Consider the following 26266-nt stretch of genomic DNA (forward strand, 5'->3'; position numbering starts at 1 on the left):
AAGTTTGGACACAAAAACATTGCTAGAACTATTATGTAATGGTAAAGGAGTATCAGGATATGAATATACTATTAAAGACACTATAGTATCAGCCTTTGACAAATATTCTGATGAGATTTCAGTAGATAATTTAGGTAATGTATTGGCACTAAAAAAAGGTTCTACCAAAGAGGATAATATAAAAATCATGTTAGCAGGACATATGGATGAAATTGGTCTTATGGTAAAAGATATTGAAGATAATGGGTTTATTAGGTTTACCAACATAGGTGGCATTGACCCAAGAACCATATTAGGCCAAGAAGTAATTGTTCATGGAAAAAAGGATCTATTTGGTGTTGTAGGTTCTAAGCCACCTCATCTTCAAGATCCATCAGAGCATGATAAAGCTATAAAAATGGAAGATATGACGATTGATATTGGTTATTCGAAGGAAGAAGTAGAAAAGCTAGTAAATATTGGTGATACTATAACTATAAGAAGAGAATTATTGAACTTACAGGGAGATAGAGTGGCTAGTAAAGCATTAGATGATAGAGCTGGTATTGCTGTTTTATTTGAATGTATAAAAGAACTAGGAAAAATTAGGCATGAAGCAGATGTGTATTTTGTTTCTACAGTTCAAGAAGAAGTAAGTATGGCAGGTGCTTTAACTGGTGCTTATAAAATAAATCCTGATATAGGCATTGCGGTTGATGTAGGATTTGGTACTACACCTGAACTGTCAAAATCAGATACTATTGAGCTGGGAAAAGGTCCTGGCATAACTTTAGGAGGAAACATTCACCCTAGATTAAGGCAAAAGTTAACAGAAGTTGCACGAGAATACAATATTCCTTTCCAAATGGAGATAAGTCCTGGGCCTACTGGAACTGATGCAAGGGCAATGCAAATAACCAGAGAAGGTATTCCTTCCTTATGTCTATCTATTCCACTAAGATATATGCATACATCTGTAGAGGTTATAGATATGGTCGATATAAAACATACTGCTAAACTACTAGCATTTTTCATTGCTTCTATTTCTAATGATAGTTTGGAGGGATTATTATGTTATTAAAACGATTAACAGAGGCTTCTGGTGTATCGGGTAATGAAAAAGAGGTTAGAGATATAATAATCTCTGAAATAAAAAACCATGTTGATAGTTTAAAAATAGATAGATTAGGTAACATAATAACTTATAAAAAAGGCAGAGATACTTCAAAAACCCTAATGGTTACTGCTCACATGGATGAGGTAGGGTTAATGGTTACAGATATTGATAGCATAGGTTTATTAAAATTTACTACAGTTGGAGGTGTCGATAAACGAATACTGGTTTCAAAACCTGTAGCTGTAGGTAGAGATAAAATAAAAGGTGTTATTGGTGCAAAGCCGATTCATTTACAAAAAAGAGAAGAGTGGACTAGAGCTTTAAATATTAATGAACTATACATAGATATTGGAGCAAAATCTAAAGAAGAAGCCGAAAGACTTGTTAATATAGGTGATTATGTGAGTTTTTATAGTGATTATGTAGAGTTTGGAGATGGCTTAGTAAAGGCTAAAGCTTTAGATAATCGAGTTGGTTGTAATCTTTTAATAAATTTAATTAAAGAGGTAAATGATATTAGTTTTTATGGTGTTTTTACTGTTATGGAGGAAATTGGTTTAGTTGGATCTGGACCTGCTGCTTATGAAGTAAATCCTGATATTTCGATTGTACTAGAAGGTACTTTATGCTATGATATGCCTAAACTGGACAGCCACTTAATACCAACTTATATTAATAAAGGACCAGCGATTTCTCTAATTGATAGAACTACTGTATTTAATGCTACTTTAAGAAATAAAATAATAGACATTGCAGAAAGAAACAATATACCTTATCAATATAGAAAAACATCAATGGGAGGAAATGACTCAGGGAAAATTCATATTACTAAAGGTGGTTCCATTACTACAACTATTTCTGTGCCATGCAGATATATTCATTCTCCTGCATCGGTAATGAGCCAAAGTGATTATAATAATACCTATGCTTTATTAAAAGCAATTCTAGCTGAATTTGAAAGGGAGGAATTATAATGAATTTTAATAGTAACTTATTAAAAGAGTTAGTGAGTGTATATGGACCTGCAAGTAACGAACATTTAGTAAGAAGTTATATTACTGAAAAAATAAAAGATCATGTAGATGATATAGAAATAGATGCTTTAGGTAATTTAGTCGCCCATAAAAAAGGTAATGGCAGAAAAGTAATGATATCTGCTCACATGGATCAAATTGGATTAATGGTAATAGATATTGATGAAAAAGGGTTTATACGATTTACAAATGTAGGCGGCATATCTCCATTAGTTTCATTAAGCCAACAAGTGGTATTTGAAAACGGAACTATAGGGGTTATCTATTCAGAGCCAATTGACGATCCATCAAAATTAAAGCTAGAAAATATGTATATAGATATAGGAGCTTTTAGCAAAGAAGAAGCTGAAAAGTCTGTTAGCATAGGAGATATTTGTATTTATAAATCAGAGTTTAGTGAAAATGAAAATGTTATATTTACCAGATATTTAGATGACAGAGTAGGGTGCTATATAGCTATAGAAGCTATTAAATCAATTAGTAATCCTATAAATGATTTATATTTTGTTTTCTCTGTTCAAGAAGAAGTAGGATTAAGAGGTGCAAAGACTGCTGCTTATAAAATAAGTCCAGAGGTAGGTATAGCTTTAGATGTTACATCAAACGGAGATACACCTAAGGCAAAACGTTTTGCTGTTAGTTTAAATGAAGGAGCTGCCATTAAAGTAAAAGATAATTCAATTATAGCTCATCCTAAGATAAAACAATTACTTGTTGATTTAGCAAAGAAAAATAAAATCCCTTACCAAATGGAAGTTTTAGAATTTGGTGGCACAGACTCAGGTGCTATTCACTTAACTAGAGAAGGGGTTCCTTCAGGAGTAATCTCCATCCCAACTCGATATGTACATTCAACAGTTGAAATGGCTTCTAAAAATGATATTGTTAATTGTACTAAACTTTTAATTAGATTTTTAGAAAGCAATTTCGATTTATAACAGATTGAAAATAATAATTTAAAATAGTAAAAAAGAACTGAATTATCAGTTCTTTTTTACTATTTTAAATTATTTAGTAAATAAAAGGGATATTTTCTCGTATTTTGATGATATTTGTTTTATAATTTTATCTTTAATATAGAGGATTTATGATTCTATTAAAGAATTATATTATAATAGATTTAATTTAAGGAGGCCAAGTTATGTTAGATTTAAACAAAGAATATACCATATCTGAAGTATCTGATCTTACTGGCTATGCTCCTCATGTATTAAGATATTATGAAAAAGAATTTGATTTAGAGGTTCCACGGAATGATTCAAACCATAGATATTATACATATAAGGAAATTGAATTACTTCAATACATAAAAATGCTTCAAGATAAAGGATTCAGCAATAAACAGATAAAACTAATTATTAGTTCTCCAGAGCTCATGCTAAGTAATCAAGAAGAAACTAGCTTAGCTACTGTTAATGAAAATAGCTATTTAGATACTTATCAATTAGCTAGAGAAATAAGTATGACCCTTGAAGAAGAATTTTTTGATAAACTATTCTGCCATATTAGTCAAGGCAATGAACAGAGCATAAAAATAATTGAAGAATTAAAAGATGAAGTAGTTATGCTAAGAAATGAACTAAATTCTAAAGAGAGAGATGTCTTAATATGTGAAAATGCAAAATTAAAAATGAAAATCAAAGAAAAAACTTATGAAATCACAGAGTTAAATAATAAGTTAAAAAAAGCCGAGGAGCAACAAGGTGGATTTTTTAAGAAAATATTTAAACATAGTTAACTTGAATTAATTTGAAATTTTTAATTCATATTTTATGCTTTTTTTGACTTGTTGCAAGTTTAATTGCAAGTTTTAATTCTATTTATTTCATTTTTCTGATAAATTTCTTGCCTTACACTTATATAGATGATATAATTTATATAAGAAACAATAAGGGGCGATAGCAATGAAAAGAAATATCATTAAATCAAAATTAAAACGAAAGATTATATATAAAAAATGTGGTGCAATAACATGTCTAAATAATATATCTGGATTATGTAGTGAAGAAAAATGTGAGCTTTTTGAAAACTTACTTATACAGGAAGATTAAAAAGGTGGAATCATTCCACCTTTTTAATCTTTATTTTTTATTGGGATATGCCTTTAATCCTTCTTTTAATATGTTCATTGCTTTCTCTAGGTCATTAACATTTAGACAATAGGAAAGTCTAACTTCATCTTTACCTAATCCTTCAGTGGCATAAAAACCTTCTGCAGGAGCTAGCATAACAGTTTCATTATTTATGTGGAAATCTTTTAATAACCACACTACAAAATCTTCTGCATTTTGAACTGGTAATTTTGCTATTACATAAAATGCTCCCTTAGGTTCTTCACAGACTACTCCATCCATTTCCTTAAGTGCATTATAAACAACATTTCTTCTCTTACAATATTCTTCTTTAACTTCTTCTATATAACTATCAGGTACGTTTATTAAACTGGCTGCTCCAACTTGTTCAATAGTAGCTACACATAGTCTACCTTGGGCAAGTTTCATAACTTGTTTTATTAAATCCTTATTTTTTGAAGCTATACATCCAATTCTAGCGCCACAAGCACTATATCTCTTTGAAATACTATCTGTAATAATTACTTTATCTTTTATATCTTCAAGATGAGCAAAACTCATAAATTCAAGTCCATCATAAACAAATTCTTTATAAACTTCATCTGCTATAATAAAAAGATTATGTTCTTTTGCTATGTCTCTTAACATATAAATTTCTTCTTTAGTATAAACTGTACCAGTTGGATTCCCTGGGTTAGCTATTAATATAGCTTTAGTTTTTGAGGTAATTAGTTTGGTGATTTCTTCTTTATTTGGCAAGTGGAAACCGTTTTCAGCTTTTGTAGTAACTGGAACTACATTAACACCTGCCATACTTCCAAAGCCATTATAGTTTGTATAAAAAGGCTCTGGGATAAGTACCTCATCACCATGGTCGCATACAGCTATCATTGAGAAAATTAAAGCTTCACTACCGCCATTTGTGACAATTATTTCATCTTTTTCTAAATGTATGTTATGTTTTTCGTAGTATTGGATGAAACTATTTATTAGGTCAGAAATACCTTGTGAATGAGCATAGGCTAAAACATTTTCATTAAATCCTCTAACGGCAGCAAAAAACTCTTCTGGAGTCTTTATGTCTGGCTGTCCAATATTGAGGTGGTATACTTTTTTGCCGTTTCTTTTTGCCTCATCTGCTACTGGAACTAACTTTCTAATAGGAGATTCCTGCATTGCTATTATTCTTTCTGAAAATCTCATATAATGACCTCCTTCTTTATATTTACTTATACTATATTTACATATCTATGATATCATAAAACTATTTCAAATGGTAGCTATCATAAATTATTATTTGAGTTATAAATAGATAGGAATATTATTAATAATGAGTTTAATCTTATTAATATTTTTTGAATTTTCTTAAATAAGAAAAATTTTCCTACCTAATACAACAATATTTTATGTTCTTTCTTATCTAAAAAACTATATATATCTAAAATAAGATAATAGTGTGTGAAAATTTCGATTATTTTTCTTATAAGGAAGTAAAAGGAATATAAGCTTTTATATAGAATATATAGATTTATAAAAAATAATACAAGTATTTTCTTATTAAAAAGGAAATGTCTAATGATTATATTTAGGTTACAAAATATTGAAATGAAATTATTTACATATTTGAAATAAAATGGTTGACAACTGAAATTTATCTGATATACTTTTAATATAAAAATAAACTATAAGTTGTATAAGTAAATTGACCCACATTGATGCTCAAAAAACTTTATAGATAGACACAGACATAAAGACATTTACAGTAAAGAAACAATTCCCCATATAAAATTTTATTTTTTATATATATTTTATTTATTATTTTTATTTTTGAAGTGGAAAACAATTTTATGAGGGAAGAAAATCAAAGGTCTAAAATTAAAAAATTAAAGGGGGAACTTTGGATGAAGAGATGTTTAGTATTGCTGTTAGTCTTATCATTGTGTTTAAGTTTAACTGGGTTTACAGCTTATGCAGAATGGGAAAAACAAGATTATGAGAAACAAGAATATATGGTACAGTTTGATATTAAAGAACAAGAAAGTTTATCAAAAGATGTTTTTACTAATATGCAGTTAGATACATTAAAATCTATTAATGTTGAAAAAAATGACATTCTAGAAACTTATGATTTATTTCCAGTTTATTGTTTAAAACTAACTGAGAAGCAAGTTGAAGAACTTAAAAATAATCCTAATATAAAAACTATTGAACCCAATATTATGTTTGAAGCTTATGCTCAAACTATTCCATGGGGAATTAGTAAGGTGCAAGCAACAAATGCGCATCAAAATGGACATACGGGAAATGGAATTAAAGTAGCTGTACTTGATTCAGGTATTGATGCTAATCATGAGGACTTAAATGTTAGAGGAGGATATTCAGTATTTAATGATAGTCCTTACTATGATGGAAATGGACATGGTACTCATGTAGCTGGTACAATAGCTGCTTTAAATAATTCAGTAGGTGTAGTAGGTGTAGCATATGATGCAGAATTATATGCAGTAAAAGTATTAAATAGTCAAGGAAGCGGTTCACTTTCAGGAATTGCCAAGGGGTTAGAATGGGCAATTCAAAATAATATGAATATCATAAATATGAGCTTGGGATCTTCCCAGCCTTCAGATATTTTAAAACAATGGTGTGACTTGGCTTACAATTCTGGTATTTTAGTAGTAGCGGCTGCAGGAAATAGTGGAAATTCATCTGGAACAGGTGATACTGTAGGTTATCCTGCAAAATATGCTTCAGTTATGGCAGTTGCATCAACAGATTCAAATGATAGACGCGCTAGCACATCTAGTACTGGGCCTACTGTCGAAATATCTGCTCCTGGTGTAAGTATCTATAGTACTATTCCAAACAATCGTTATGGAAATATGAGTGGAACCTCTATGGCTTCTCCGCACGTAGCTGGGGCTGCAGCATTGGTTTGGAAGGCGAATCCAAGTTTAAATAATCAGCAGCTTCGTCAAAGGTTAGTAAGTACTGCTAAATATTTAGGGAATTCAAATCATTATGGAGCAGGATTAGTACAAGTTTCTGCTGCAATAGGACAAGAGGCTAATAATCCTATAGGAGATGAGTGGAAGTTAAATACAAATTATAAACCAGGTGATATAATTATATATGAAGGTAATCAGTATGAATGTTTACAAGAGCATACATCAATAATAGGATGGGAACCTATAAATGCACCATCTTTATGGAAAATAATATAATAACTATTTTATTGCCGTTAAATTAAAGATTAATTAAACAAAGATATATTTTAATATTGATATAAACTAAATCAATTTCCACTTCGAAAAAAAGTCTTATATTATCTTGAATTACAAAAATAATATTTCAGGATAATCTTAAGACTTTATTTTTGTCTTACAATAGAGGTAATAATGAAATGAACCATACCTTTTATTTATCTCAAGTAATGATCTAATTAATTTAGATGTTGAAATGATTTTAAAGACACTCATATGTGCTATAAAGGAGAGAGTAATAATGGAAAATAACAATAAAAATATAGGAACACCAAATGAATTGAAATACAAAGACATTTATAATAAAAAAACCTATTTTATTCAAACCTATGGATATCAAATGAATGTAGTGAGATGCATTTTAATTTTCCAGTTCTTAATTTTTATTTTACTTTATTAGTGTCAAATTCTCCTTCTTCTCTATAGATAAACCTATGAGTAATTCCATTAACAAACTCAATAGATAATATACGCTTGTCCTCTTTAACAGTTATTTTTTTAATAACACTTTGCATAAAGTCCTGCAGTAATTTTTTATCGGTTATTTTTACAATTTTATTATAATTAATAGATCTATCACCAACAAGATTTTGGGTTAATAGATATTGAGTAGCTTTTTTAATAAAATTAAGATCATGTCCAAGGAGGTCCTTGGAGAACTCTAATGTTCTATTTTTTATTTTATTATTAATCTCACCTATTTTTCATCAATATCTTGTTTCCTAAGCAAATAATCTTTTTCGGACATACTTTCATCTGAAAATAAGTATAAATCCTGTAGTCTTTTAAGGGCCCTTTCTAGTTTTTTCTTCTTAGCCTCTCTTTCATTGATTACAGGAAATTTTATTTCTTCGTCAAAATCATATCCTAGAGGAACTGGAGCACCATTCCAAAGTTCTTTTTCAGCTCTTGACAACATAATCCCATAAACTCTTTATCCAGCCATACTAATTCTCCTTTCTTAAACTTATGTTCTTTATTAGATTTATATAAAAGAGCCTGTTAAGGCTCTAGTAATTACAATTTAAATTTTAAATCATTTTTTACAACATTTAGTAAAGATTTTAGACTTGTTTTTATTGCTATCATTAATATCTTTATAATTGATCGTATCCTTTTTTATATAGAAAGGATGACCTGTATCAAAACTTTCATTTTCAGTTTTGATTTCAGAAATTTTTATACTATCGAATTTTTTACCCTTTCCATATGAATTCACCATGCTTGTACTGTAAAAATAGACATTTTAATTGCCATAGTGGATGTGAAAAGTATATTGAATATAAAAACTGTTTTAAATCAAAAGACACTGAAGAACAGGAATATATAGGATATGTGAATGGAGCAATATCAAGGATGAAAGGAAAAAGTAGATGGGCATAAAAGAATCGGGGATAAGCCCCGACTCAATTACTATTACTATGGATTAGAAGAAATCGCAGTTGCAGAATATAATCACTAGTAATAAAAAGAAAAATAACAGTGAACTGCCTGTGTCACAGCCATCATCAAAACAAGTGTTGCGTACTTCATTGCCTTCCATAATAAACACCTCCTATAGAATAATAAAAGATGGTTTCTAGTGAGTATATATAAATAGATTCTTATAAAAAGATTGTAATATTAGTTGCAGAAACAGCAGAACAAAAATATCAATATTAAAAATATTAATATTATTGATCTGTCACTAAATCCACCACGACCTTACTTATTAGGTATAATAGCACCTTCTTAACATATCGATAAATGAGGATTAAAAAGTGAGAAAGATTATTAGGAAAGGATTTTTTGAATCCTAATATATAGTATGAAATTATTGATGAATTGCTAACATTTAAAGTAAATTTCTCTAAAAGGAAATGAAAAATAATCAAAAAAGAAAAAATCGGGGCAAGCCCCGATCTATGTGGTGATTTAGCATCTACCAAATCCACCACAGTTACAGAATAAAATTACTAGTAGCAAGAAGAAGAATAGTAATGAATCATCCATACAAAATCCATCACCGAAAAATCCACCACGACCTTGACCATCTACCATAACAATACCTCCTAATAAAAAATTGTGAACAAGAACCCTCATATTAAGATATGAGTGCTGTTAATAAATTGTTAACATTAAGTATAAAAGTAATGTGAAAAACAAGGGATTTGAAGTGAAAATTTTTTATTTAAACTCTCCTTAACAGTCTATGCAGGTTGGAGAAAAGTGTTAATGTTTAAGATTAATTATTTTTGAAAGAAGTGATAAATGATGATTAACAAAGAAATAGCAGCTATAGCTAAAGAAGCTGAAAGAATATATTTTAGTGAAAATATAAATGTTAAAGATGCAATTGAGAAAGCAAAGGAGGTAAAGGATTATGGATCTTTTAAAGAAAATAAAACAAACTGAAAAAGAACTTGATACAGCTAGATGCAGGTTTGATTATGCTGAGTCAGAAAAAGAAATAGACTTTGCAATCTACTTAATAGCTATAGCAGAAGAGAACTTAAAAGATTTATATAAAGCAGTTAGAAGAAAGGGAGATATACGTGCATAAAGGAGATGCTTTTGAAGAAACAATTAACATATCAAATAGAACGTATAAAAGAAAAGGAATAGCCTTAGTACAAAAAATAGCTACACCAATGAAATCAGTTAGAAGAGGAAAACAAATAGTAACAGCAATGAAATCAGTTAGAAGAGGAAAACAAATAGTAACAGCTTACTATGAAGAAAAAAGCACACTAGACTACAAGGAGTATATGAATCAATATCTATAGCTTTTGATGCAAAAGAAACTAAAGAAGAAACAAGATTTCCTCTTAGCAATGTACAAGAACATCAAATAGAGTTTATGAAAAATTGGTACAAGTATGGAGGAATAACATTAGAAGATTAAAGCACATAAGGGAATTAGATAATGCTAAATTCGGAGACAGGTATTGGATTAAAAACTTTGTATATAGACCTATAGCTAAAAAGCTAATTGAGAAGTTTGATGAACTAGCACCTATTAATCCTTTAAGAATTCTGTTCATAGAAGATATGGAATATGAAAAACCAAGTGGCGGAAGAAATCAGTGGCAGGCTAAAGTATCAAAGGCTAATAAACAATTTTCCGCAATGACAGGATATGACTATATCTTAGAAACTAAAAATTACTTTATAGAAAGAATGAATAGAGAGCAGATAATAGCTTTAATATATCATGAGCTTAGGCACATAGATGAATATGGAGATTTACAACCGCATGATATAGAAGATTGGAGCAATATGGTGGGCACATTAGGCAAAGACTGGGAAACAACTAAAGCAGAAATAAAGAATTTGATAGATGATGATATCATTTGGAAAGAGTTAGAGCCAGGAGCCAAACAGCTAGATATGTTTAATTTAAGAGCAGTTAAGTAGTAGGGATAAATTGGACAAGGTGTTAGAGCTTTGTTTAAGAAGTATAATAAGAAATTTAAACCAGGAATATCATATAGCAGAAATATATAAAAGCCAGGCATTAGAATTGCATAATAAAGTAACCTTTGAAGAAAAATGTGTATTTAAAGTTGAGGAAAGAATATCTAATCAAGTTAAGAAAAAGTTATATGAGATAGCATAGAGGAAAATATGAAGATAATGAGACGTAAACATGATATTTAAATTATAAATAATGTTCTTTGAAAACTGAATAATACGGTATTGAAAATAAAAACATTTACCATATAATGCAAATAAATTTATGGTAAATATAATATATATGCTATTATATTTGTATATGAGTAATTCGTAACAGTAAATAAATGTGCAATAAAGATTATTTATATATCATGTATTTAGTGGAGGTGTGTAGATGAACAAAGCAAAACAGTCGTTAAAATCAGCAATTGGTGTAAGTATAGGTATAACTTTAGGCGGAGCAGTTATTCCAAGAATGGTGTTTCCTAAATTGTACAACGAAACATACCCTTCATTGTTAAAGCAAAGTGTTTTATATTTCGTAGTTTCATATATTGTGAGTTTTTCGATTTTTATGCTGATTGATTGGATAAAATCTAGACTCATAAAGTAATCAGATAAAATCAATTTTTTGTGTAAATACAGCTAATGAGATGGCATAAACATGTTTAAAGTTATGACACATTATTTATATTAAACGTAATGATTACTAAAATTAAATATTTAATTGAAATATCGTATTATTCAGAAAAGAATTTTACGGTATTTTTATGTTGTAATGAGATTTAGGAGACAGCTATGGAGAAGAAAGAGAAGCTCAAACATGAAATAAACAAATTTATAAATGTAGCAATAGATAAAACAAATGAAGAGGATAAACTTGATTATCTCTATATAGAAATTAGCAGCCATCAGGGAAATTTACAGATGGACTATAGGTTGAGGGATACAAAGAAGGTATATTGATGTATAAATATTGGCCAACTCTTGAACAATATAAAAAAGATATCAAATGGAATAGATAGAGAGAAGGTGTATTAATGAATAATATAGAAATCGAAGAGTTAAAAGAAGAAAATAGATCATTGAGGGAAGAAAATACACAGTTAAGAAAACTAATGAAAAATGTATCAAGTCATGCAGAGTATATAAAATATGCAATAGATAATAGTCAATTGATGAATTAACTAGATAGTCCTACTGTACTTACAGCGGACACTTTAGCTACTTAATTGTAGTTGAGGTGTCCTTTTTTATTACTTGATAAAAGTCAGTAAAAATGTAAAAGCACTTGATAGAGTGATGGTCAAGTAAAGAGGAATTCAATGCAGGATTTGCAGCAAGAATTAAATAATCTTAGAAGTGACCTTAATAAAGCTATCACTATTATAAAAGAAAGAGGAAAAACCAAAGCAATAGCTGAGAGAGATTATAGAGTAGCATTAGCAAAAGAGATACTAAAATTAAGATCAGAAGGTATGCCAATTACAATAATATCAGACCTATGTAGACGAAATGAGAAGATAGCAGAGCTAAAAATGAATAGAGTATAGCTGAAACTTTGTATGAATCAAATATGCAATTTATATATAGTACCAAGCTTAATATAGATATAGTAATGAAACAAATTGAAGCAGAAAGGAAAGTGGAGTAGGAGAATGAACAAAGAACAATTATCAGAATTAAAGTACCTAAAAAATGAAATAGAAATGCTAAAAAAGCAAATGGAAGATATTGATTTTACTATAACAACTAATAGAATATATACGGAGTTATAGCAACTGTAGGTACAGCACTGACTTACTTAATTGGAGGATGGAATACTTCATTAAAGATATTAGCTATATTCATAATAATGGATTACTTAACTGGTATAATGAATGGATTTATTAATAAAAAATTATCTAGTTCAGTCCTGGAAACCAGAACATAAAGATTTTAATGGAAGTAATCATTTAGCACTTCAACAAGGAATGTATAACTATCATGTAAATGGATGGAGTGATATTGGGCAGCACGTCACACTTACACCTGATGGAAAATGGGTAACTGGTAGACCTTTTAATATAGCTCCAGCAAGTATAAAAGGATGGAATACAGGAGCATTTGCAGTTGAAATGATAGGTAATTTTGATATAGAACATGATAAATTTGAGGGAAAACAAAAAGAATCAATGCTTAAGTTCACTAAATACTTTATTGATAAGTATGGAGAACAATCAATTAAGGAGGTAGATTTTAACAACATTGTAACTGTTAGAGAGTTTACTGAAATGTTATTAAAGGCATCAGGTGAAAGTAAAACTAACGTTGAATATGCTAATGAAAAGAAATATGTAAAATCATCTGCTGAATATGGCTCATATGATAAACCACTTTTAAGAAAAGAAGCAGCACAAATTACAGCAAGGGTAATTGATACTTATATATTAGATGAAAGAGGTTTATTATCAGCAAGTTATGCAGTAGAAGGACTTGAGAGAAATTATAACACTGTGCACAATCTGAGACAAGGACAATTAATGAATATAGATGATAAATTCTATAAACTTTTATATTGGGAGAAATATGCAGGACATATTAAAGATATTTATATGATTACAGAAGAGTCACAAAAAGAAATGGTGACTTTATACTTATTAGGTGCATTAACAACAAATAGTAATTCTGAATTAGACCCATATGGTTTTGTTACAAGAGAGGGCGCAAAAAAGGAGATAGTTGATAAAGTTAAGTCTATTAATAAAGGAGAAAGCAGAACAAGCTTAGAAGGATTAAAAATATTAGATATAGAAGAGAAAACAAAACCTGTGGTAGAAGGTCTACATTAAGAATTATTTATTACCCACCAACAGACCCTAGTTTTTTAAAAGAAAAAGGGCTAGAAGTAGGAAAATGGTATGAGAAGGACGTAGAGATACTCTTAGCTAATTTAATTACTTCCTCCTATGCTGACAAATATAGAGATAGATGGGTCAATTCAACGTTAACCTATATTAACAGATTTGATTTAAGTAACTTTAGGTATATGGATTAATATAAATACAAAACTATTAAATATGGATTCCTAAAAAGTAAGTAGATGATTAGTTTTGTAAATATATAATTATAAAATATAGCTAATTAAAATAAAATTAAGCAAATTAAAAAAATTATAATAGAAAGACTCTAAAATAAATTCTTAGAGTCTTTTTTATTCTTCAGTATATTAAATAATCGAAAGTAATCCCATGTTTTCTTTTTCAAATCTTGCTTATTTTAAAAACATTGATATATGCTATAATATAAATGTAATATAAAAATAGCAAATAACAACATTAAAATAAATATGAGGTGGAAAACATGGAAAGAGAAATGAAAAAAGAAGAACAACAACAATTAAAAGATATGGCTGAAACACATGGAAAAATAGATTGGGAAGCTATTATGGAAGTAAAAGCTAGGAACGATGAATACTTTGCAAAAACTGGGAAGAGAAGAAAACGTCTCACTGTAACATATGGATGTCAAATGAATGAACATGATTCTGAAAAAATATCTTGGATATTAGAAAAAATGGGATATGTTTTGGCTGATAATAAAGAAGAAAGCGACTTTATAATATATAATACTTGTTTAGTAAGAGAAAATGCAGAATTAAGAGTTTATGGTCAACTAGGTGCATTAAAAGAATTAAAAAGAAAAAAACCCGATCTAATCATTGCTGTTTGTGGATGTATGATGCAAAGAGAAGATGTAAGAGAAGTGATTACAAGCAAACATAAACATGTTGATATAATATTTGGAACAAACAATATACACAAACTACCGGAGCTTGTTAACAATTATTTAGAGACAGGAAAAACTGTAGTTGATATAATTGAAGATGATAGGGAAATAATAGAAGATATTGATGCTAACAGAAAATATTCTTATAAAGCCTTTGTCAATATTATGTATGGATGTAATAACTTCTGTACCTATTGTATAGTGCCTTACACTAGAGGAAGAGAAAAAAGTAGAGAACCAGAGAATATTCTTAAAGAAATAGAAGGTCTAGCAAAAACAGGTTGTAAAGAGATTACTTTATTAGGGCAAAATGTTAACTCTTATGGAAAAACTTTAGATTATAAATATACTTTTGCTGATTTACTGGCTGACGTAAACAAAATTGATGGAATTGAAAGAATTAGATTTATGACTTCTCATCCAAAAGATTTATCAGAAGAGTTAATAGAAGCTTATACTAAACTAGATAAGTTATGCGAACATTTACATTTACCTGTGCAATCTGGAAGTAATAAAGTGTTAAAATCTATGAATAGGAAATATACTAGAGAAGATTATTTACATCTTGTTCAAAAATTAAAGAAGGCAGTACCTGATATTGCAATAACTACAGATTTGATTGTAGGATTCCCAGGAGAAACAGAGGAAGATTTTAATGATACTTTAAATTTAGTGAAACAAGTTGAATATGATTCAGCTTATACTTTTCTTTATTCTATAAGAGAAGGTACAATAGCTGCTAAAATGGAAAATCAAATAGATGATAAAACAAAACATGATCGATTCCAAAGATTATTGGATACGCTATATCCTATCTCTTTAGAACAAAATAAAAAAAGCTTAAATAAAATAGTACAAGTTTTAGTAGAAGATATAAGTAAAAACAATGAAAATGTACTAACTGGAAGAACTCGAACAGGTAAATTAGTGCATTTTGAAGGTGATAAAAATTTAATCGGACAATTAGTAAATGTTAAAATTACTACGGTTAAAACTTTTACTTTAGAGGGAAGCCTAGTTTAATCTTCCCTTATCTTTAATGGAGGGATTAATTTTGGAAAATTTAACACCAATGATGAAACAATATATGAATATTAAAAATCAATATAAGGATTGTATTCTTTTCTTTAGACTTGGTGATTTTTATGAGATGTTTTTTGATGATGCTTTAACTGCTTCGAAAGAATTAGAGATAACTTTGACGCAAAGAGATTGTGGTGGGGAAGAAAAAGCTCCTATGTGCGGTGTGCCTCATCATGTAGTTGATTCTTATATAGGGAAGTTAGTTGAAAGAGGATATAAGGTGGCCATTTGCGAACAAGTGGAAGATCCTACTTTGGCAAAAGGGCTAGTAGAAAGAGATGTAATAAGAGTTGTTACACCTGGTACTATTACAGACCTAACTATTTTAGATGAAAAATCAAATAATTTTTTAGTATCTGTTTATTTAGATAATATGGGCATAGGTCTGTGTTATGTTGATAATTCAACTGGTGAAATGTACACTACTCAGTATTTAGGAAAAGAAATAGATAGTTATAACTTTGTAATAGATGAACTAGGAAAGATATTTCCTTCAGAAATTATATGTAACAAAGCTTTTTCACTCAACGAAAGAGCTATGAAAATCATTAAAAATAGAATTAATCCTTATATTAATATTTATGAGGATTCTAGTATAAATAATGATGATTGGGAAAAAGTTATTTTAGACCACTTTAAAGTTGATATATTAGATAAATTAGATATTAAAGATAAATTATTTTCAATATTAGCTACAGGAAAATTAATAGATTATCTATATTTAACACAAAAGAACTCATTAGATCATATTAATCACCTATCTTATTATCATCCTAATAATTATATGATATTGGATATTAGTACGAGAACCAACTTAGAAATACATGAAACCATTATGAGTCGTGATAAAAAAGGAGCTCTAATTTGGTTATTAGACAAAACTTCTACTGCTATGGGCGGAAGATTGTTGAAGAAATGGCTAGAACAACCTTTAATTAATAGTGTTGAGATAAAAAAGCGTCAAAAAGTAGTAGATTATTTTGTCAATAACCTTATGGCAATGGATGATATAAAGGGACTTTTAAAAAGAATATATGATATTGAAAGACTTTCTAGTAAAATATCCTATGGAAATTGTAATGGTAGAGATCTAATATCTCTTAAAAATTCCATAGAAGTTCTACCTGAATTAAGAAAATCTTTACAGCAATCTCATTGTAAAGAGCTAGTGGAAATTAGTCTAGAAATAGATTCTTTAGAAGATGTCTATAACTTAATAAATAAATCTATATGTGACAATCCACCTATTTCCGTTAAAGAAGGAGGGTTGATTAAAGAAGGATATGATAGTGAATTAGATGCTTTGAGAAAAGGTAGTTTAGGTGGTAAAGAGTGGCTAGCAGCTTTGGAGTTAGAAGAAAGAAACAAAACAAATATTAAGAACCTAAAGATTGGTTTTAACAAGAAAACTGGATACTATTTTGAAGTAACCAAATCAAACCTTCCTTTAGTACCTGATTATTTTATTAGAAAGCAGACTTTAACTAATGCTGAAAGATATTATACTGAGAAATTAAAAGAAATGGAAATAAAGATACTAGGGGCTGAAGAAAGAGTCTTAGACTTAGAATACACTTTATTTCAGGATATTAGAGATAGGGTTAAAGAAGAGACAGAACGAATCCAAAGAACAAGTAAAGTTATTTCAAAGATTGACGTATTAAATTCTTTTAGTCAAGTAGCTTACAAGAACAACTATGTAAAACCTGATCTTAATAACAAAGGAATAATTCATATAGAAGAAGGAAGACATCCTGTAGTTGAGAACACTATAGAAAGTAATCTGTTTATACCTAATGATACCTATTTAGATATTAAAGACAATATGGTTCAGATCATAACTGGACCAAATATGGCTGGAAAGTCTACTTATATGAGACAAGTAGCTATAATAACTTTATTGACACAAATAGGATCTTTTGTTCCTGCTAAGAAAGCAAATATAGGTATAGTAGATCGTATATTTACTAGAATAGGTGCTTCTGATAACCTGTCTCAAGGTGAAAGTACCTTTATGGTTGAGATGAATGAAGTATCTAATATTATTAAAAGTGCTACACCTAATAGTTTAATTATTCTAGATGAGGTAGGTAGAGGTACTAGTACCTACGATGGTTTGAGTATAGCTTGGGCTGTTGTAGAACATATAGTAAAAAATATAAAAGCTAAAACTTTATTCGCTACCCATTATCATGAATTAACAGAACTAGAGGAAAAGTTTTCTGAGATCAAGAATTTAACTATATTAGTAGAAGAAAAAGGTGACGATATAGTTTTTTTAAGAAAAATTGTAGAAGGTAGCACTAATAGGAGTTATGGTATAGAGGTAGCAAAATTAGCTGGTATTAATAAAGCAATTATTGATAGAGCTAATGAAATATTGTCCTCAATTGAAGGAAATCATCAATTAAGTATAAATAATAGTTCTAATACTCATCATAACAAACAATTAAATATGATGGATTACAAAAAAGACTATTATCTTGACAGAATAATAAATATAGATATATCAAGTTTAACGCCTATAGAGGCTATGAATACACTTTATAATCTTATAGAGGATGCTAAAAAGCTTAAGGAGAGAGCTTAATGGGTAAGATAAAATTATTAGATAATTTAACTATACAGAAAATTGCTGCTGGTGAAGTCATAGAAAGACCAGCTTCTATAGTTAAAGAGTTGATAGAAAATTCACTAGATGCAAATTCTTCAAATATAGTAGTTGAAATTAACAATGGTGGAAAATCTTATATAAGAGTTACGGATGATGGCGACGGAATTACAGATGATGACTTAGATTTAGCTTTTGAAAGACATTCTACTAGTAAACTTTCTACTATAGACGATATATATAATATAATTTCCTTGGGCTTTAGGGGAGAAGCTCTAGCAAGTATATCCAATGTATCTAAAGTCCAAGTGATGACTAAAACTAAAGATTCTTTAGGGGGGATTCATGCTGTTATAGAGGAAGGTAAAGTTGTTTCTAAAGATACAGTTGGCTGTCCCAAAGGAACAACAATGATAGTTAAAGATTTATTTTATAATTTACCTGTAAGAAAAAAATTTCTAAAAAGTGATTTAGTTGAATTTAATCATGTAAGTGATATTGTCTATAAATTGGCTTTGGGTAATTATAATACTTCTTTTAAGCTAATAAAGGATAACAAGGTTATTCTTAAAACGTCCAATAATAATAGTTTAATAACCAATATATATACTATATTAGGAAAGGATATTGCTAAAAATTTAATTAGTATATCTTTTGAAAAAGATGATTTCAAATTAAATGGATATATATCCAATAATAACTTATATAGAAGTAATAGAAGTCATCAATATCTTTATATTAATAATAGATATATAAATAATAATATTATTACAGATGCAATAGAAAGACAATATAAATCTATTATTCCTATTAATAGATTTCCTGTGTTTACGTTATTTATTGAAATGAATCCTGGGAATTTAGATGTAAATATTCATCCTACAAAGCAAGAGGTAAAGTTTGTTAATCAAGAAGAAGTGATTAATATTATTAGTAGCACTATTAGAGACTCTTTAAATCCATCTCTTGTGATTCCAAGAGTAACTTTTGATAATACAAAAGATGTAAAGAAGCAAGAAGAACTTCCTTTACTTTTTGAAGAACCTTCAATAGATATATATAAAGATGTTGTAGTAAAGGATATGACAACACACTACAAAGATAATGAAAATGAGGACGATGTTAAATATAAAAACCCCATTACTGCAGATTATACTAATCATATTACTAAGAAAGATATTACTAGTGAGTCTATAGAAGAACAAGTTATAGAAATAGACGAAATACGAAGAGATCCTATAAATGAAGTACTTTTAAATATAAGTCCTATAGGAGTCGTATTTTCAACCTATATATTGGCTGAAGATAGAGAACAGGATAAATTATATATTGTAGATCAACATGCAGCTCACGAAAGAATTATGTATGAAAAATTCAAAGAAGAATTTGAAAAAGAAACCATAGTAACTCAGCAACTTTTAGTACCAGAAGTTATTGAGTTAACCAATATTGAAATGTCTAATTTATTGGAAAATATAACATTGTATAATAAGCTTGGTTTTGATATTGAAGAATTCGGATCTAGTAGTATAATAATTAGGGGAGTTCCATTAGTTTTTGGAAAACCTAATATAAAAAATTTATTTTTTGATATATTGGATAATCTTAAACAAGACATTAAAAGTAACTATGAAATGAAAATTGAAAAGATAATGAAAATAGCTTGTACTAAAGCAGTTAAAGGTGGAGATTCTCTAAGTAATATTGAAATTGAAAGTTTAATTAACCAATTAAATAAATGTGAGAATCCACATAGTTGCCCTCATGGAAGACCTACTATGATAGAGATAACCAAGAAGGACATGGAAAAAAAGTTTCTTAGAATTAATTAGAAGGATGATTAAATGGATAAAAAGGAAAATTTGTTTATTTTAATTGGACCAACAGCTATAGGAAAAACTTCTCTATCAATAGATTTAGCTAAAAATTTAAATGGAGAAATTATATCAGCTGACTCAATGCAAATCTATAAATACATGGACATTGGTACAGCTAAGGTAACTAAAGAAGAGATGGAAAGTATCCCCCATTATCTTATAGATATTGTATATCCTAATGAGGATTTTACAGTATCGGATTATAAAAAAGCTGCAACTAAACATATTACCGAGGTAAATAACAGAGAAAAATTGCCTTTGGTAGTAGGAGGTACCGGGCTCTACATTAATTCTTTAGTATACCAATTGAATTTTACTCAAGTTTGTCCAAATGAAGAATTCAGAAAGAAATACGAAGATTTAGCTGATAAATATGGAAATCAATATATATATGATGAGCTTAAAAAAATTGATTTATATAGTTCACAAAAAATTAGCCCTAAGGATAGAAAAAGAATAATTAGAGCATTAGAAATCTATTATGAAACAGGAAAAACAATGTCTGAATATAATAAAGATTTTAGAAAACCTGTAGAAAATTATAATTTATCGATGATTGGTCTTAACATGGATAGAACTTTACTGTATAATAGAATAAATCAAAGAGTAGACTTAATGATTGAAAAAGGACTAATCGACGAAATTAAAATGCTTTTAGAAATGGGATATACCAAGGATTTAGTATCTATGCAGGGAATAGGATACAAAGAAATTGTTTATTATCTTCAAGGAGATATCTCTTTAGATAAAGCAATAGAACTGATTAAAAAAGGAAGTAGAAATTATGCAAAAAGGCAATTGACATGGTTTAGAAGAGATAATAGAATAAAATGGATTGATGTTGATACTTTTCATCATATAAAAGACATTAGTCAATATATTACGAACTATGTTAAGGAATCAATTAGTTTAAATAATTAAAGGAGGGGATATTTTGAAAGCAACATTAAATTTGCAAGACGTTTTTCTTAATAAAGCTAGAAAGGAAAATATTAGTATTACAATATTCTTAGTAAATGGTTATCAAATTAAAGGATCAGTTAAAGGATTTGATAATTATACCATTATTTTGGAAAGCGATGGTAAGCAACAGCTGATATATAAACATGCAATTTCAACTATAGTGCCTGTTAAACAAATAAATTTAACGCCTAAAAATATAGATGAGAATTAATTAAATTTACAAATGTCTCTGAGTGTATCAGAGGCTTTTGTGTTTAATATGATTGATAGAAAGGTGACATTAGATGAATAAGTATACAATAAATACATTATGTAAACATTTTGAATTAGAAGAAGAAATTATCGAATATGTAAACTGTAAAGAAAAACTTATTTTGGATAAATTCAATAAAATTAATGAGATAAAAGAATTTAATCAATACAAAGTTATAAACGCTATGCAAGAATGTAAACTAAGTTCTACAGACTTTTACTGGACTACAGGTTATGGATATGGTGATGTAGGCAGAGAAAAAGTGGAGAAAATATATGCTAAAGTCTTTAATACAGAAGATGCCTTGGTAAGACCTACAATAGCTTCAGGAACTCATGCTATAACTTTAACTCTATCTGGACTTTTAAGACCTAATGATGAGCTAATAGCCATTACGGGTAGCCCTTATGATACCTTACAAAAAGTAATTGGTACTAAGGGAGATATGAGTGGTACTTTAATAGAATATGGAATAAGTTATAAAGAAGTACCTTTAAAAGATGGAAAAATAGATATACCCGAAGTAAAGAATAATATTACCAATAAAACTAAGTTGCTCTTAATTCAAAGATCTACTGGTTACAGTGATAGACGTGCATTAACTATAGATGAGATACAAGAAGCGGTAAATGGTATTAGGGAGTTTAATAAAAATGTAATAATAATGGTAGATAATTGTTATGGGGAATTCTTAGAAATGAAAGAGCCTACAGATGTGGGTGTAGATATAATAGCGGGATCTTTAATTAAGAATCCTGGAGGAGGATTAGCTCTATCTGGTGGTTATATTGCAGGAAAAGCCAATTTAGTAGAACAAGTAGCTAACAGAAGCACGGCTCCAGGTCTAGGAAAAGACTGCGGTTTAACTTTTGGGACTACTCGTAATACTCTTCATGGTTTATTTTTAGCTCCTCATATAGTATCAGAAGCGGTAAAAGGAGCTTTGTTGGCAGCTATCGTATATAAAGGCTTAGGATTCAAGGTAATACCCGATATAGATGATGTAAGAAGTGATATTATACAAGCAATAGAACTTAATAATCCAGAAAGAGTAGTTCAATTCTGCAGAGGAATCCAAAGTGCTTCTGTAGTAGATTCCTATGTAACTCCCGAGCCTTGGGATATGCCTGGATATGAAGATAAGGTTATTATGGCAGCTGGTGGTTTTGTAGATGGTTCTTCTATAGAATTAAGTGCAGATGGACCAATGAGAGAACCTTATTTTGCATATTACCAAGGAGGACTTACTTACGAGCATTGCAAATTAGGTGTGTTAAAATCCTTAAATAATTTATATAAAAACAATCTAATAGATAATAGTAAAATACTGAAATAATAATAAAAGACATTTAATATCGTATTCTAATAATGATATTAAATGTCTTTTATTATATGCAATACTCTTTATTATATTTTCCTAAACAAACCTATAACTTTACCTAGTATAGTAACATTATTAGTATATATAGGACTCATAAATTGATTTTCAGGTTGTAGCCTAATTTGATTTTTTTCTTTAAAAAATCTTTTAATAGTTGCTTCATCTTCTAATAGAGCAACTACAATATCTCCATTAATTGCAGATTTTTGTTCCTTTACCAAAACTAGATCTCCATCTAATATACCTGCTTCAACCATGCTCTCACCTTGAACTTTAAGCATGAATACATCATGGCCTTCTACTAGCTCTTTTGGAACAGGATAAGTATCTTCTATATTCTCTACAGCTAGGATGGGAGTACCGGCTGTAACTTTCCCTATAATAGGTATATCTACAGTCTTTTTTTGAACAAATAGGAAATCATCTTCACGATCAAGTATTTCTATAGCTCTAGGTTTAGTAGGATCTTTTCTTATGTATCCTTTCATCTCCAGTTTTTCCAAGTGGCTATGAACTGTAGAAGTAGATTTTAAATTAACACCTTTACATATTTCTCTTACAGCAGGGGGATATCCTTGGCGTTGAATTTCATTCTTAATATATAATAATATTTCAATTTGTTTTTGAGTTAAATCTTCATACATTATTAACACCTCACATATAATATTTATAACACTAGTAAATATTTATTAGTCAGAATCATTTTAAGTAATTATACCATATAGAAAATAAATAATCAAACGTGGGTTCGATTTTTTTGAAATATCTATTGACACAGAACTTACGTTTGTGTAAAATGTTGTTATTCGAACAAATGTTTAGAACTAATGTGCGAGGTGCTGTTATGAAAAAGAAAAAGTATGTAATAGTAAACAAAAGAAGGTTTTACGCGTTTTTAATTTCTTTATTAGTCGTCATTGCTATAATTTTCCTATCATTATTATCTAATAATAAAGCCTATAGCTCTAATTACAAGACTGCATACATAGAAGTGGCAATAAAAGAAGGAGATACTTTATGGAATATAGCTCTAAAACATCTACAAGAAAAACAAGATTTAAGAAAGTTAATATTTGAAATTAAACAGTTCAATGAAATGGAAAGTAGCTATATTTATCCTGGAGACATTATAAAGATACCAATAGAGCAATAACAAAGAGCCATCTTAATTGGATGGCTCTTTGTTATTGCTCTTAGATGTTCTATTAGATAGAGGATTGCTCTTTATAGCATCTCTAAGTCTTTCGTTATCTATGTGGGTATAAATTTGAGTAGTAGATACACTTTCATGACCTAAAATTTCTTGTAAAGCCAATATGTCGACATTACCGTATTTATACATTAATGTAGCCGCTGTATGTCTTAGTTTATGAGTAGAATATATCTCCGTATCTAAACCTGCTTTTTCTAAATATCTATCTATCATATGTTGTATAGCTCGGTTACTGATTCGTTGCTTTCTTTTACTGATGAAAAGTGCTTTCTTATCTTTAGAATCTTTTGGTCTTACAGCTAGATAGCTTTTTATAGCTTCAACACAACCATCATTTAAAAAAACGGTTCTTTCTTTATTTCCTTTTCCTATAACGGTTAAAGTATCATCATTTTTAATCTTATCAAAATCTATACTAGATAGCTCTGATAAACGTAATCCACAATTTAAAAATAACATCATAATAGCATAATCTCTTTTTCTATATTCTTCATTTTTGTTTTCTAGAACTGTATTTAATAATCTTTCTGATTCTTCTAAAGTAAGATAGACAGGATGTCTGTTATCGGTTTTGGGAAATTCTAAATGTTCTGCAGGATTTTTTTCTATTAAGCTAACTTTACCATACAGGTAATCGAAAAAAGATCTAATACTAGCAACCTTTCTAGACTTAGCATAATTTCCATTATCTCTTTTTTTGTCTACATAAGAGATATAGGCATGAAGGTCCTGAATGTTTAATTTTTTGATTAAATCTAAATCAATATCATCAATTTCAATTTCATCAAAAGGTACAGTTGGATCTACTAATTTATATCTTGTTTTAATAAATCTAAAGAAAGTCCTTAAATCAAAAAAGTATTCTTTTGCAGTGTTAGGGGAAGTTCCTTTAATTGTTTCCATATAATTAAGATAGTCTTCAAGAATAATTGGTATTTCGTACATTGTATCCCTCTTTTTCTGTATATATTAGTCACAAAATAACTATTTTGTGACTAATATATTGTTTCTACAAAAGTTCTGAAAAACCTTCTTTTTTTCAAAGAATATTTTATTGTTTTAATTATATTAATTAAATAACACATAATATAGATTCCTTTTATATATTTTTAACAAAATAAGGTTACAATTTTAATTTTTTCTTATTTTCATTAAATCATTTTTGCTTTATAAATTTCATCACTCATCTAACCCCTTTAAAAGCCCTATAAAAGCTTTTAAAAGTCAAAGCATAGAATACCTCTAACAATATCATTTATATAAGTTTTAAGGCATTTTAAAGGGCGTTTTTTAAGAAATTTTTTTATTTTTTCACAAAAAGCAAAGAGTTGACATAATGATTTTATGTCAACTCTTTGCTTTTTACATCGTTATACTCTCACATACTTATAGTCTTCAAAAACATCAAAATCAGTTTTAAATCCACATGAAGATGAATTTAGACATTCCATCTGATAACGACTAGTTACTTCATACTGTTTATAGGTTCCTGGTGTATGTCCCGGAGGATTAACTGCTACATCTACATATCTTTCAGTAGTGGATACTTTATAAGTTCTAGTATTAGAACCACACATTGGACAATCATAACCTTGAACGATTATATCTTCTTTATTTTGCTCTATAGTTTTATGATGTTCTTCAATAACTTCTTTTGTAACTTTTTCATCTTTTGCAGTAGCTATATTTTCCCCTAAGGTGAAAATTAATAGAAAAGCCATAAATACTGTTATATATTTTTTATAGTTTTTCATTAGATCCACCTCCTTTCTTGTTTTCATTTGTTTTAATAAAAAAGGAGTTGACATAATTATGTCAACTCCTTTTCGATGCATTTATATTTATTCTTTAATTATTTTATTTAACTATTTTCATATATCCAATGAATGTAAGTATATCCATCTGATTACAGCATATCAATCTTTTTAAATATGTCAATAAAGATTCACTTTTTCTTATACGCTTCTATTGCTAAAACTATTATTCCACCCAAAACCAAAATACAGAACGTTATAAAAAACAACATTATATCATAGCTTATTAAAAATCCTCTAAATCCAGTTATGCCATTAATTGAACATGGATATACAATAGAAAATGCTATAATTAACAATATACCTGATAATCCTCCAATAAAAAGAAGTCCCCCAAAAATTATCCTTTTCATCATATTCCCCTTTATAATAAGCAGGCCTATGGTTCACATAATTATTTTATGTA

At 28.8% G+C, this 26266-nt stretch carries 33 protein-coding genes and 1 pseudogene; 25 read left to right on the forward strand and 9 right to left on the reverse strand.

Annotated features, from left to right (window positions below):
• Nucleotides 1-4: 4 nt before the first annotated feature.
• The 5 genes from KQI42_RS06260 to KQI42_RS06280 all read left to right on the forward strand — a co-directional run bounded on the left by KQI42_RS06260 (nucleotide 5) and on the right by KQI42_RS06280 (nucleotide 4181).
• Nucleotides 5-1060, forward strand: coding sequence for a M42 family metallopeptidase (locus KQI42_RS06260; protein ID WP_216517874.1), 1056 nt, complete (start codon nucleotides 5-7; stop codon nucleotides 1058-1060).
• A complete protein-coding gene (locus KQI42_RS06265) occupies nucleotides 1051-2070 on the forward strand; it encodes a M42 family metallopeptidase (RefSeq protein WP_216517876.1) in 1020 nt (339 codons plus the stop codon). The genes KQI42_RS06260 and KQI42_RS06265 overlap by 10 nt, the downstream gene beginning before the upstream one ends.
• Complete coding sequence (locus KQI42_RS06270; protein ID WP_216517878.1) at nucleotides 2070-3068, forward strand: M42 family metallopeptidase; 999 nt, start codon at nucleotides 2070-2072, stop codon at nucleotides 3066-3068. Before KQI42_RS06265 ends, KQI42_RS06270 begins: the two co-directional genes overlap by 1 nt.
• A gap of 203 nt (nucleotides 3069-3271) precedes the next feature.
• Entirely contained in the window at nucleotides 3272-3868 is a 597-nt protein-coding gene (locus KQI42_RS06275) for a helix-turn-helix domain-containing protein (protein ID WP_216517880.1), read from the forward strand.
• A 166-nt stretch (nucleotides 3869-4034) separates the two neighbouring features.
• Entirely contained in the window at nucleotides 4035-4181 is a 147-nt protein-coding gene (locus KQI42_RS06280) for a hypothetical protein (protein WP_216517882.1), read from the forward strand.
• A gap of 30 nt (nucleotides 4182-4211) precedes the next feature.
• Here KQI42_RS06280 and KQI42_RS06285 read toward each other — a convergent pair whose 3' ends face one another.
• Entirely contained in the window at nucleotides 4212-5405 is a 1194-nt protein-coding gene (locus KQI42_RS06285; protein WP_216517884.1) for a pyridoxal phosphate-dependent aminotransferase, read from the reverse strand.
• A 698-nt stretch (nucleotides 5406-6103) separates the two neighbouring features.
• Here KQI42_RS06285 and KQI42_RS06290 point away from each other — a divergent pair.
• A complete protein-coding gene (locus KQI42_RS06290; RefSeq protein ID WP_216517886.1) occupies nucleotides 6104-7423 on the forward strand; it encodes a S8 family serine peptidase in 1320 nt (439 codons plus the stop codon).
• 422 nt (nucleotides 7424-7845) lie between these two features.
• Here the strand turns inward: KQI42_RS06290 and KQI42_RS21295 are convergent, their stop codons facing one another.
• From KQI42_RS21295 to KQI42_RS06300, 3 genes are all read right to left on the reverse strand, one after another.
• Nucleotides 7846-7977, reverse strand: coding sequence for a hypothetical protein (locus KQI42_RS21295; RefSeq protein WP_281420325.1), 132 nt, complete (start codon nucleotides 7975-7977; stop codon nucleotides 7846-7848).
• A 182-nt stretch (nucleotides 7978-8159) separates the two neighbouring features.
• Nucleotides 8160-8381, reverse strand: a complete 222-nt coding sequence (locus KQI42_RS06295; protein WP_216517888.1) for a hypothetical protein — start codon at nucleotides 8379-8381, stop codon at nucleotides 8160-8162.
• A gap of 117 nt (nucleotides 8382-8498) precedes the next feature.
• The gene (locus tag KQI42_RS06300; RefSeq protein ID WP_216517890.1) at nucleotides 8499-8684 is read right to left on the reverse strand and encodes a hypothetical protein; all 186 of its coding nucleotides are present in this window, start codon (nucleotides 8682-8684) and stop codon (nucleotides 8499-8501) included.
• Between the two features lie 2 nt (nucleotides 8685-8686).
• Here KQI42_RS06300 and KQI42_RS06305 point away from each other — a divergent pair, with 2 nt between their 5' ends.
• A complete protein-coding gene (locus KQI42_RS06305) occupies nucleotides 8687-8845 on the forward strand; it encodes a hypothetical protein (protein ID WP_216517892.1) in 159 nt (52 codons plus the stop codon).
• Nucleotides 8846-9376: 531 nt separating this feature from the next.
• On the opposite strand, the gene KQI42_RS21300 is transcribed toward KQI42_RS06305, so the two are convergent.
• A complete protein-coding gene (locus KQI42_RS21300) occupies nucleotides 9377-9502 on the reverse strand; it encodes a hypothetical protein (protein WP_281420326.1) in 126 nt (41 codons plus the stop codon).
• Nucleotides 9503-9712: 210 nt separating this feature from the next.
• Here KQI42_RS21300 and KQI42_RS06310 point away from each other — a divergent pair, with 210 nt between their 5' ends.
• From KQI42_RS06310 to KQI42_RS06395, 17 genes and pseudogenes are all read left to right on the forward strand, one after another.
• Nucleotides 9713-9856 (forward strand): hypothetical protein, encoded by a 144-nt coding sequence (locus KQI42_RS06310; protein ID WP_216517894.1) that lies wholly within the window; start codon nucleotides 9713-9715, stop codon nucleotides 9854-9856.
• Nucleotides 9825-10004: a hypothetical protein gene (locus KQI42_RS06315; RefSeq protein WP_216517896.1), complete on the forward strand. Its 180-nt coding sequence runs from the start codon at nucleotides 9825-9827 to the stop codon at nucleotides 10002-10004. The genes KQI42_RS06310 and KQI42_RS06315 overlap by 32 nt, the downstream gene beginning before the upstream one ends.
• A pseudogene (locus tag KQI42_RS06320) lies at nucleotides 9997-10346 on the forward strand (Holliday junction resolvase RecU). The gene KQI42_RS06315 and the pseudogene KQI42_RS06320 overlap by 8 nt, the downstream one beginning before the upstream one ends.
• A complete protein-coding gene (locus KQI42_RS06330) occupies nucleotides 10310-10858 on the forward strand; it encodes a putative metallopeptidase (RefSeq protein WP_216517901.1) in 549 nt (182 codons plus the stop codon). The pseudogene KQI42_RS06320 and the gene KQI42_RS06330 overlap by 37 nt, the downstream one beginning before the upstream one ends.
• A 10-nt stretch (nucleotides 10859-10868) precedes the next feature.
• The gene (locus tag KQI42_RS06335) at nucleotides 10869-11060 is read left to right on the forward strand and encodes a hypothetical protein (RefSeq protein ID WP_216517903.1); all 192 of its coding nucleotides are present in this window, start codon (nucleotides 10869-10871) and stop codon (nucleotides 11058-11060) included.
• A 231-nt stretch (nucleotides 11061-11291) separates the two neighbouring features.
• Nucleotides 11292-11510, forward strand: a complete 219-nt coding sequence (locus KQI42_RS06340) for a hypothetical protein (RefSeq protein ID WP_216517905.1) — start codon at nucleotides 11292-11294, stop codon at nucleotides 11508-11510.
• A gap of 185 nt (nucleotides 11511-11695) precedes the next feature.
• Nucleotides 11696-11863, forward strand: coding sequence for a hypothetical protein (locus KQI42_RS06345; protein WP_216517907.1), 168 nt, complete (start codon nucleotides 11696-11698; stop codon nucleotides 11861-11863).
• A gap of 74 nt (nucleotides 11864-11937) precedes the next feature.
• Nucleotides 11938-12084: a hypothetical protein gene (locus KQI42_RS06350; protein ID WP_216517909.1), complete on the forward strand. Its 147-nt coding sequence runs from the start codon at nucleotides 11938-11940 to the stop codon at nucleotides 12082-12084.
• Nucleotides 12085-12222: 138 nt separating this feature from the next.
• The gene (locus KQI42_RS06355) at nucleotides 12223-12450 is read left to right on the forward strand and encodes a hypothetical protein (protein ID WP_216517911.1); all 228 of its coding nucleotides are present in this window, start codon (nucleotides 12223-12225) and stop codon (nucleotides 12448-12450) included.
• Between the two features lie 254 nt (nucleotides 12451-12704).
• Nucleotides 12705-12830: a phage holin family protein gene (locus KQI42_RS21780; protein ID WP_425519751.1), complete on the forward strand. Its 126-nt coding sequence runs from the start codon at nucleotides 12705-12707 to the stop codon at nucleotides 12828-12830.
• Nucleotides 12778-13728, forward strand: a complete 951-nt coding sequence (locus KQI42_RS06365; protein WP_216517913.1) for a peptidoglycan recognition protein family protein — start codon at nucleotides 12778-12780, stop codon at nucleotides 13726-13728. The genes KQI42_RS21780 and KQI42_RS06365 overlap by 53 nt, the downstream gene beginning before the upstream one ends.
• Nucleotides 13729-14323: 595 nt before the next feature.
• On the forward strand, nucleotides 14324-15688 hold the full coding sequence (miaB, locus tag KQI42_RS06370) for a tRNA (N6-isopentenyl adenosine(37)-C2)-methylthiotransferase MiaB (RefSeq protein ID WP_216518205.1): 1365 nt from the start codon (nucleotides 14324-14326) through the stop codon (nucleotides 15686-15688).
• A 31-nt stretch (nucleotides 15689-15719) separates the two neighbouring features.
• Nucleotides 15720-18338 carry a DNA mismatch repair protein MutS gene (mutS, locus tag KQI42_RS06375; RefSeq protein ID WP_216517915.1) on the forward strand — a complete coding sequence of 873 codons (2619 nt, stop codon included), beginning with the start codon at nucleotides 15720-15722 and terminating at the stop codon, nucleotides 18336-18338.
• Nucleotides 18338-20191 (forward strand): DNA mismatch repair endonuclease MutL, encoded by a 1854-nt coding sequence (gene mutL / locus KQI42_RS06380; protein ID WP_216517917.1) that lies wholly within the window; start codon nucleotides 18338-18340, stop codon nucleotides 20189-20191. Before mutS ends, mutL begins: the two co-directional genes overlap by 1 nt.
• A gap of 12 nt (nucleotides 20192-20203) precedes the next feature.
• A complete protein-coding gene (miaA, locus tag KQI42_RS06385) occupies nucleotides 20204-21157 on the forward strand; it encodes a tRNA (adenosine(37)-N6)-dimethylallyltransferase MiaA (protein WP_216517919.1) in 954 nt (317 codons plus the stop codon).
• Nucleotides 21158-21170: 13 nt separating this feature from the next.
• Nucleotides 21171-21410, forward strand: coding sequence for an RNA chaperone Hfq (gene hfq / locus KQI42_RS06390; RefSeq protein WP_216517921.1), 240 nt, complete (start codon nucleotides 21171-21173; stop codon nucleotides 21408-21410).
• Between the two features lie 73 nt (nucleotides 21411-21483).
• Entirely contained in the window at nucleotides 21484-22788 is a 1305-nt protein-coding gene (locus KQI42_RS06395) for a methionine gamma-lyase family protein (RefSeq protein WP_216517923.1), read from the forward strand.
• A 71-nt stretch (nucleotides 22789-22859) separates the two neighbouring features.
• On the opposite strand, the gene lexA is transcribed toward KQI42_RS06395, so the two are convergent.
• Complete coding sequence (lexA, locus tag KQI42_RS06400) at nucleotides 22860-23477, reverse strand: transcriptional repressor LexA (protein WP_216517926.1); 618 nt, start codon at nucleotides 23475-23477, stop codon at nucleotides 22860-22862.
• A 200-nt stretch (nucleotides 23478-23677) separates the two neighbouring features.
• Between lexA and yneA the strand changes: the two genes are divergently transcribed.
• Nucleotides 23678-23986 (forward strand): cell division suppressor protein YneA, encoded by a 309-nt coding sequence (gene yneA / locus KQI42_RS06405; RefSeq protein ID WP_216517928.1) that lies wholly within the window; start codon nucleotides 23678-23680, stop codon nucleotides 23984-23986.
• Nucleotides 23987-23998: 12 nt separating this feature from the next.
• On the opposite strand, the gene KQI42_RS06410 is transcribed toward yneA, so the two are convergent.
• From KQI42_RS06410 to KQI42_RS06420, 3 genes are all read right to left on the reverse strand, one after another.
• Nucleotides 23999-24991, reverse strand: coding sequence for a tyrosine recombinase XerC (locus tag KQI42_RS06410; protein ID WP_216517929.1), 993 nt, complete (start codon nucleotides 24989-24991; stop codon nucleotides 23999-24001).
• A gap of 425 nt (nucleotides 24992-25416) precedes the next feature.
• The gene (locus tag KQI42_RS06415; protein ID WP_216517931.1) at nucleotides 25417-25800 is read right to left on the reverse strand and encodes a hypothetical protein; all 384 of its coding nucleotides are present in this window, start codon (nucleotides 25798-25800) and stop codon (nucleotides 25417-25419) included.
• Between the two features lie 191 nt (nucleotides 25801-25991).
• Nucleotides 25992-26213 carry a hypothetical protein gene (locus KQI42_RS06420; protein WP_216517934.1) on the reverse strand — a complete coding sequence of 74 codons (222 nt, stop codon included), beginning with the start codon at nucleotides 26211-26213 and terminating at the stop codon, nucleotides 25992-25994.
• Nucleotides 26214-26266 lie beyond the last annotated feature (53 nt).

The sequence above is a fragment of the Tissierella simiarum genome (assembly GCF_018917865.1).
GTDB lineage: Bacteria > Bacillota > Clostridia > Tissierellales > Tissierellaceae > Tissierella_C > Tissierella_C simiarum.

Excerpts from the sequence above, each read along its gene's own strand:
- KQI42_RS06265 (WP_216517876.1), top strand. The coding sequence starts at position 1,051 with ATGTTATTAAAACGATTAACAGAGGCTTCTGGTGTATCGGGTAATGAA.
- KQI42_RS06270 (WP_216517878.1), top strand. The coding sequence starts at position 2,070 with ATGAATTTTAATAGTAACTTATTAAAAGAGTTAGTGAGTGTATATGGA.
- KQI42_RS06275 (WP_216517880.1), top strand. The coding sequence starts at position 3,272 with ATGTTAGATTTAAACAAAGAATATACCATATCTGAAGTATCTGATCTT.
- KQI42_RS06280 (WP_216517882.1), top strand. The coding sequence starts at position 4,035 with ATGAAAAGAAATATCATTAAATCAAAATTAAAACGAAAGATTATATAT.
- KQI42_RS06285 (WP_216517884.1), bottom strand. The coding sequence starts at position 5,405 with ATGAGATTTTCAGAAAGAATAATAGCAATGCAGGAATCTCCTATTAGA.
- KQI42_RS06290 (WP_216517886.1), top strand. The coding sequence starts at position 6,104 with ATGAAGAGATGTTTAGTATTGCTGTTAGTCTTATCATTGTGTTTAAGT.
- KQI42_RS21295 (WP_281420325.1), bottom strand. The coding sequence starts at position 7,977 with ATGCAAAGTGTTATTAAAAAAATAACTGTTAAAGAGGACAAGCGTATA.
- KQI42_RS06295 (WP_216517888.1), bottom strand. The coding sequence starts at position 8,381 with ATGTTGTCAAGAGCTGAAAAAGAACTTTGGAATGGTGCTCCAGTTCCT.
- KQI42_RS06300 (WP_216517890.1), bottom strand. The coding sequence starts at position 8,684 with ATGGTGAATTCATATGGAAAGGGTAAAAAATTCGATAGTATAAAAATT.
- KQI42_RS21300 (WP_281420326.1), bottom strand. The coding sequence starts at position 9,502 with ATGGTAGATGGTCAAGGTCGTGGTGGATTTTTCGGTGATGGATTTTGT.
- KQI42_RS06310 (WP_216517894.1), top strand. The coding sequence starts at position 9,713 with ATGATGATTAACAAAGAAATAGCAGCTATAGCTAAAGAAGCTGAAAGA.
- KQI42_RS06315 (WP_216517896.1), top strand. The coding sequence starts at position 9,825 with ATGGATCTTTTAAAGAAAATAAAACAAACTGAAAAAGAACTTGATACA.
- KQI42_RS06340 (WP_216517905.1), top strand. The coding sequence starts at position 11,292 with ATGAACAAAGCAAAACAGTCGTTAAAATCAGCAATTGGTGTAAGTATA.
- KQI42_RS06345 (WP_216517907.1), top strand. The coding sequence starts at position 11,696 with ATGGAGAAGAAAGAGAAGCTCAAACATGAAATAAACAAATTTATAAAT.
- KQI42_RS06350 (WP_216517909.1), top strand. The coding sequence starts at position 11,938 with ATGAATAATATAGAAATCGAAGAGTTAAAAGAAGAAAATAGATCATTG.
- KQI42_RS06355 (WP_216517911.1), top strand. The coding sequence starts at position 12,223 with ATGCAGGATTTGCAGCAAGAATTAAATAATCTTAGAAGTGACCTTAAT.
- KQI42_RS06365 (WP_216517913.1), top strand. The coding sequence starts at position 12,778 with ATGGATTTATTAATAAAAAATTATCTAGTTCAGTCCTGGAAACCAGAA.
- miaB (WP_216518205.1), top strand. The coding sequence starts at position 14,324 with ATGGAAGTAAAAGCTAGGAACGATGAATACTTTGCAAAAACTGGGAAG.
- mutL (WP_216517917.1), top strand. The coding sequence starts at position 18,338 with ATGGGTAAGATAAAATTATTAGATAATTTAACTATACAGAAAATTGCT.
- miaA (WP_216517919.1), top strand. The coding sequence starts at position 20,204 with ATGGATAAAAAGGAAAATTTGTTTATTTTAATTGGACCAACAGCTATA.
- KQI42_RS06395 (WP_216517923.1), top strand. The coding sequence starts at position 21,484 with ATGAATAAGTATACAATAAATACATTATGTAAACATTTTGAATTAGAA.
- lexA (WP_216517926.1), bottom strand. The coding sequence starts at position 23,477 with ATGTATGAAGATTTAACTCAAAAACAAATTGAAATATTATTATATATT.
- yneA (WP_216517928.1), top strand. The coding sequence starts at position 23,678 with ATGAAAAAGAAAAAGTATGTAATAGTAAACAAAAGAAGGTTTTACGCG.
- KQI42_RS06410 (WP_216517929.1), bottom strand. The coding sequence starts at position 24,991 with ATGTACGAAATACCAATTATTCTTGAAGACTATCTTAATTATATGGAA.
- KQI42_RS06415 (WP_216517931.1), bottom strand. The coding sequence starts at position 25,800 with ATGAAAAACTATAAAAAATATATAACAGTATTTATGGCTTTTCTATTA.
- KQI42_RS06420 (WP_216517934.1), bottom strand. The coding sequence starts at position 26,213 with ATGAAAAGGATAATTTTTGGGGGACTTCTTTTTATTGGAGGATTATCA.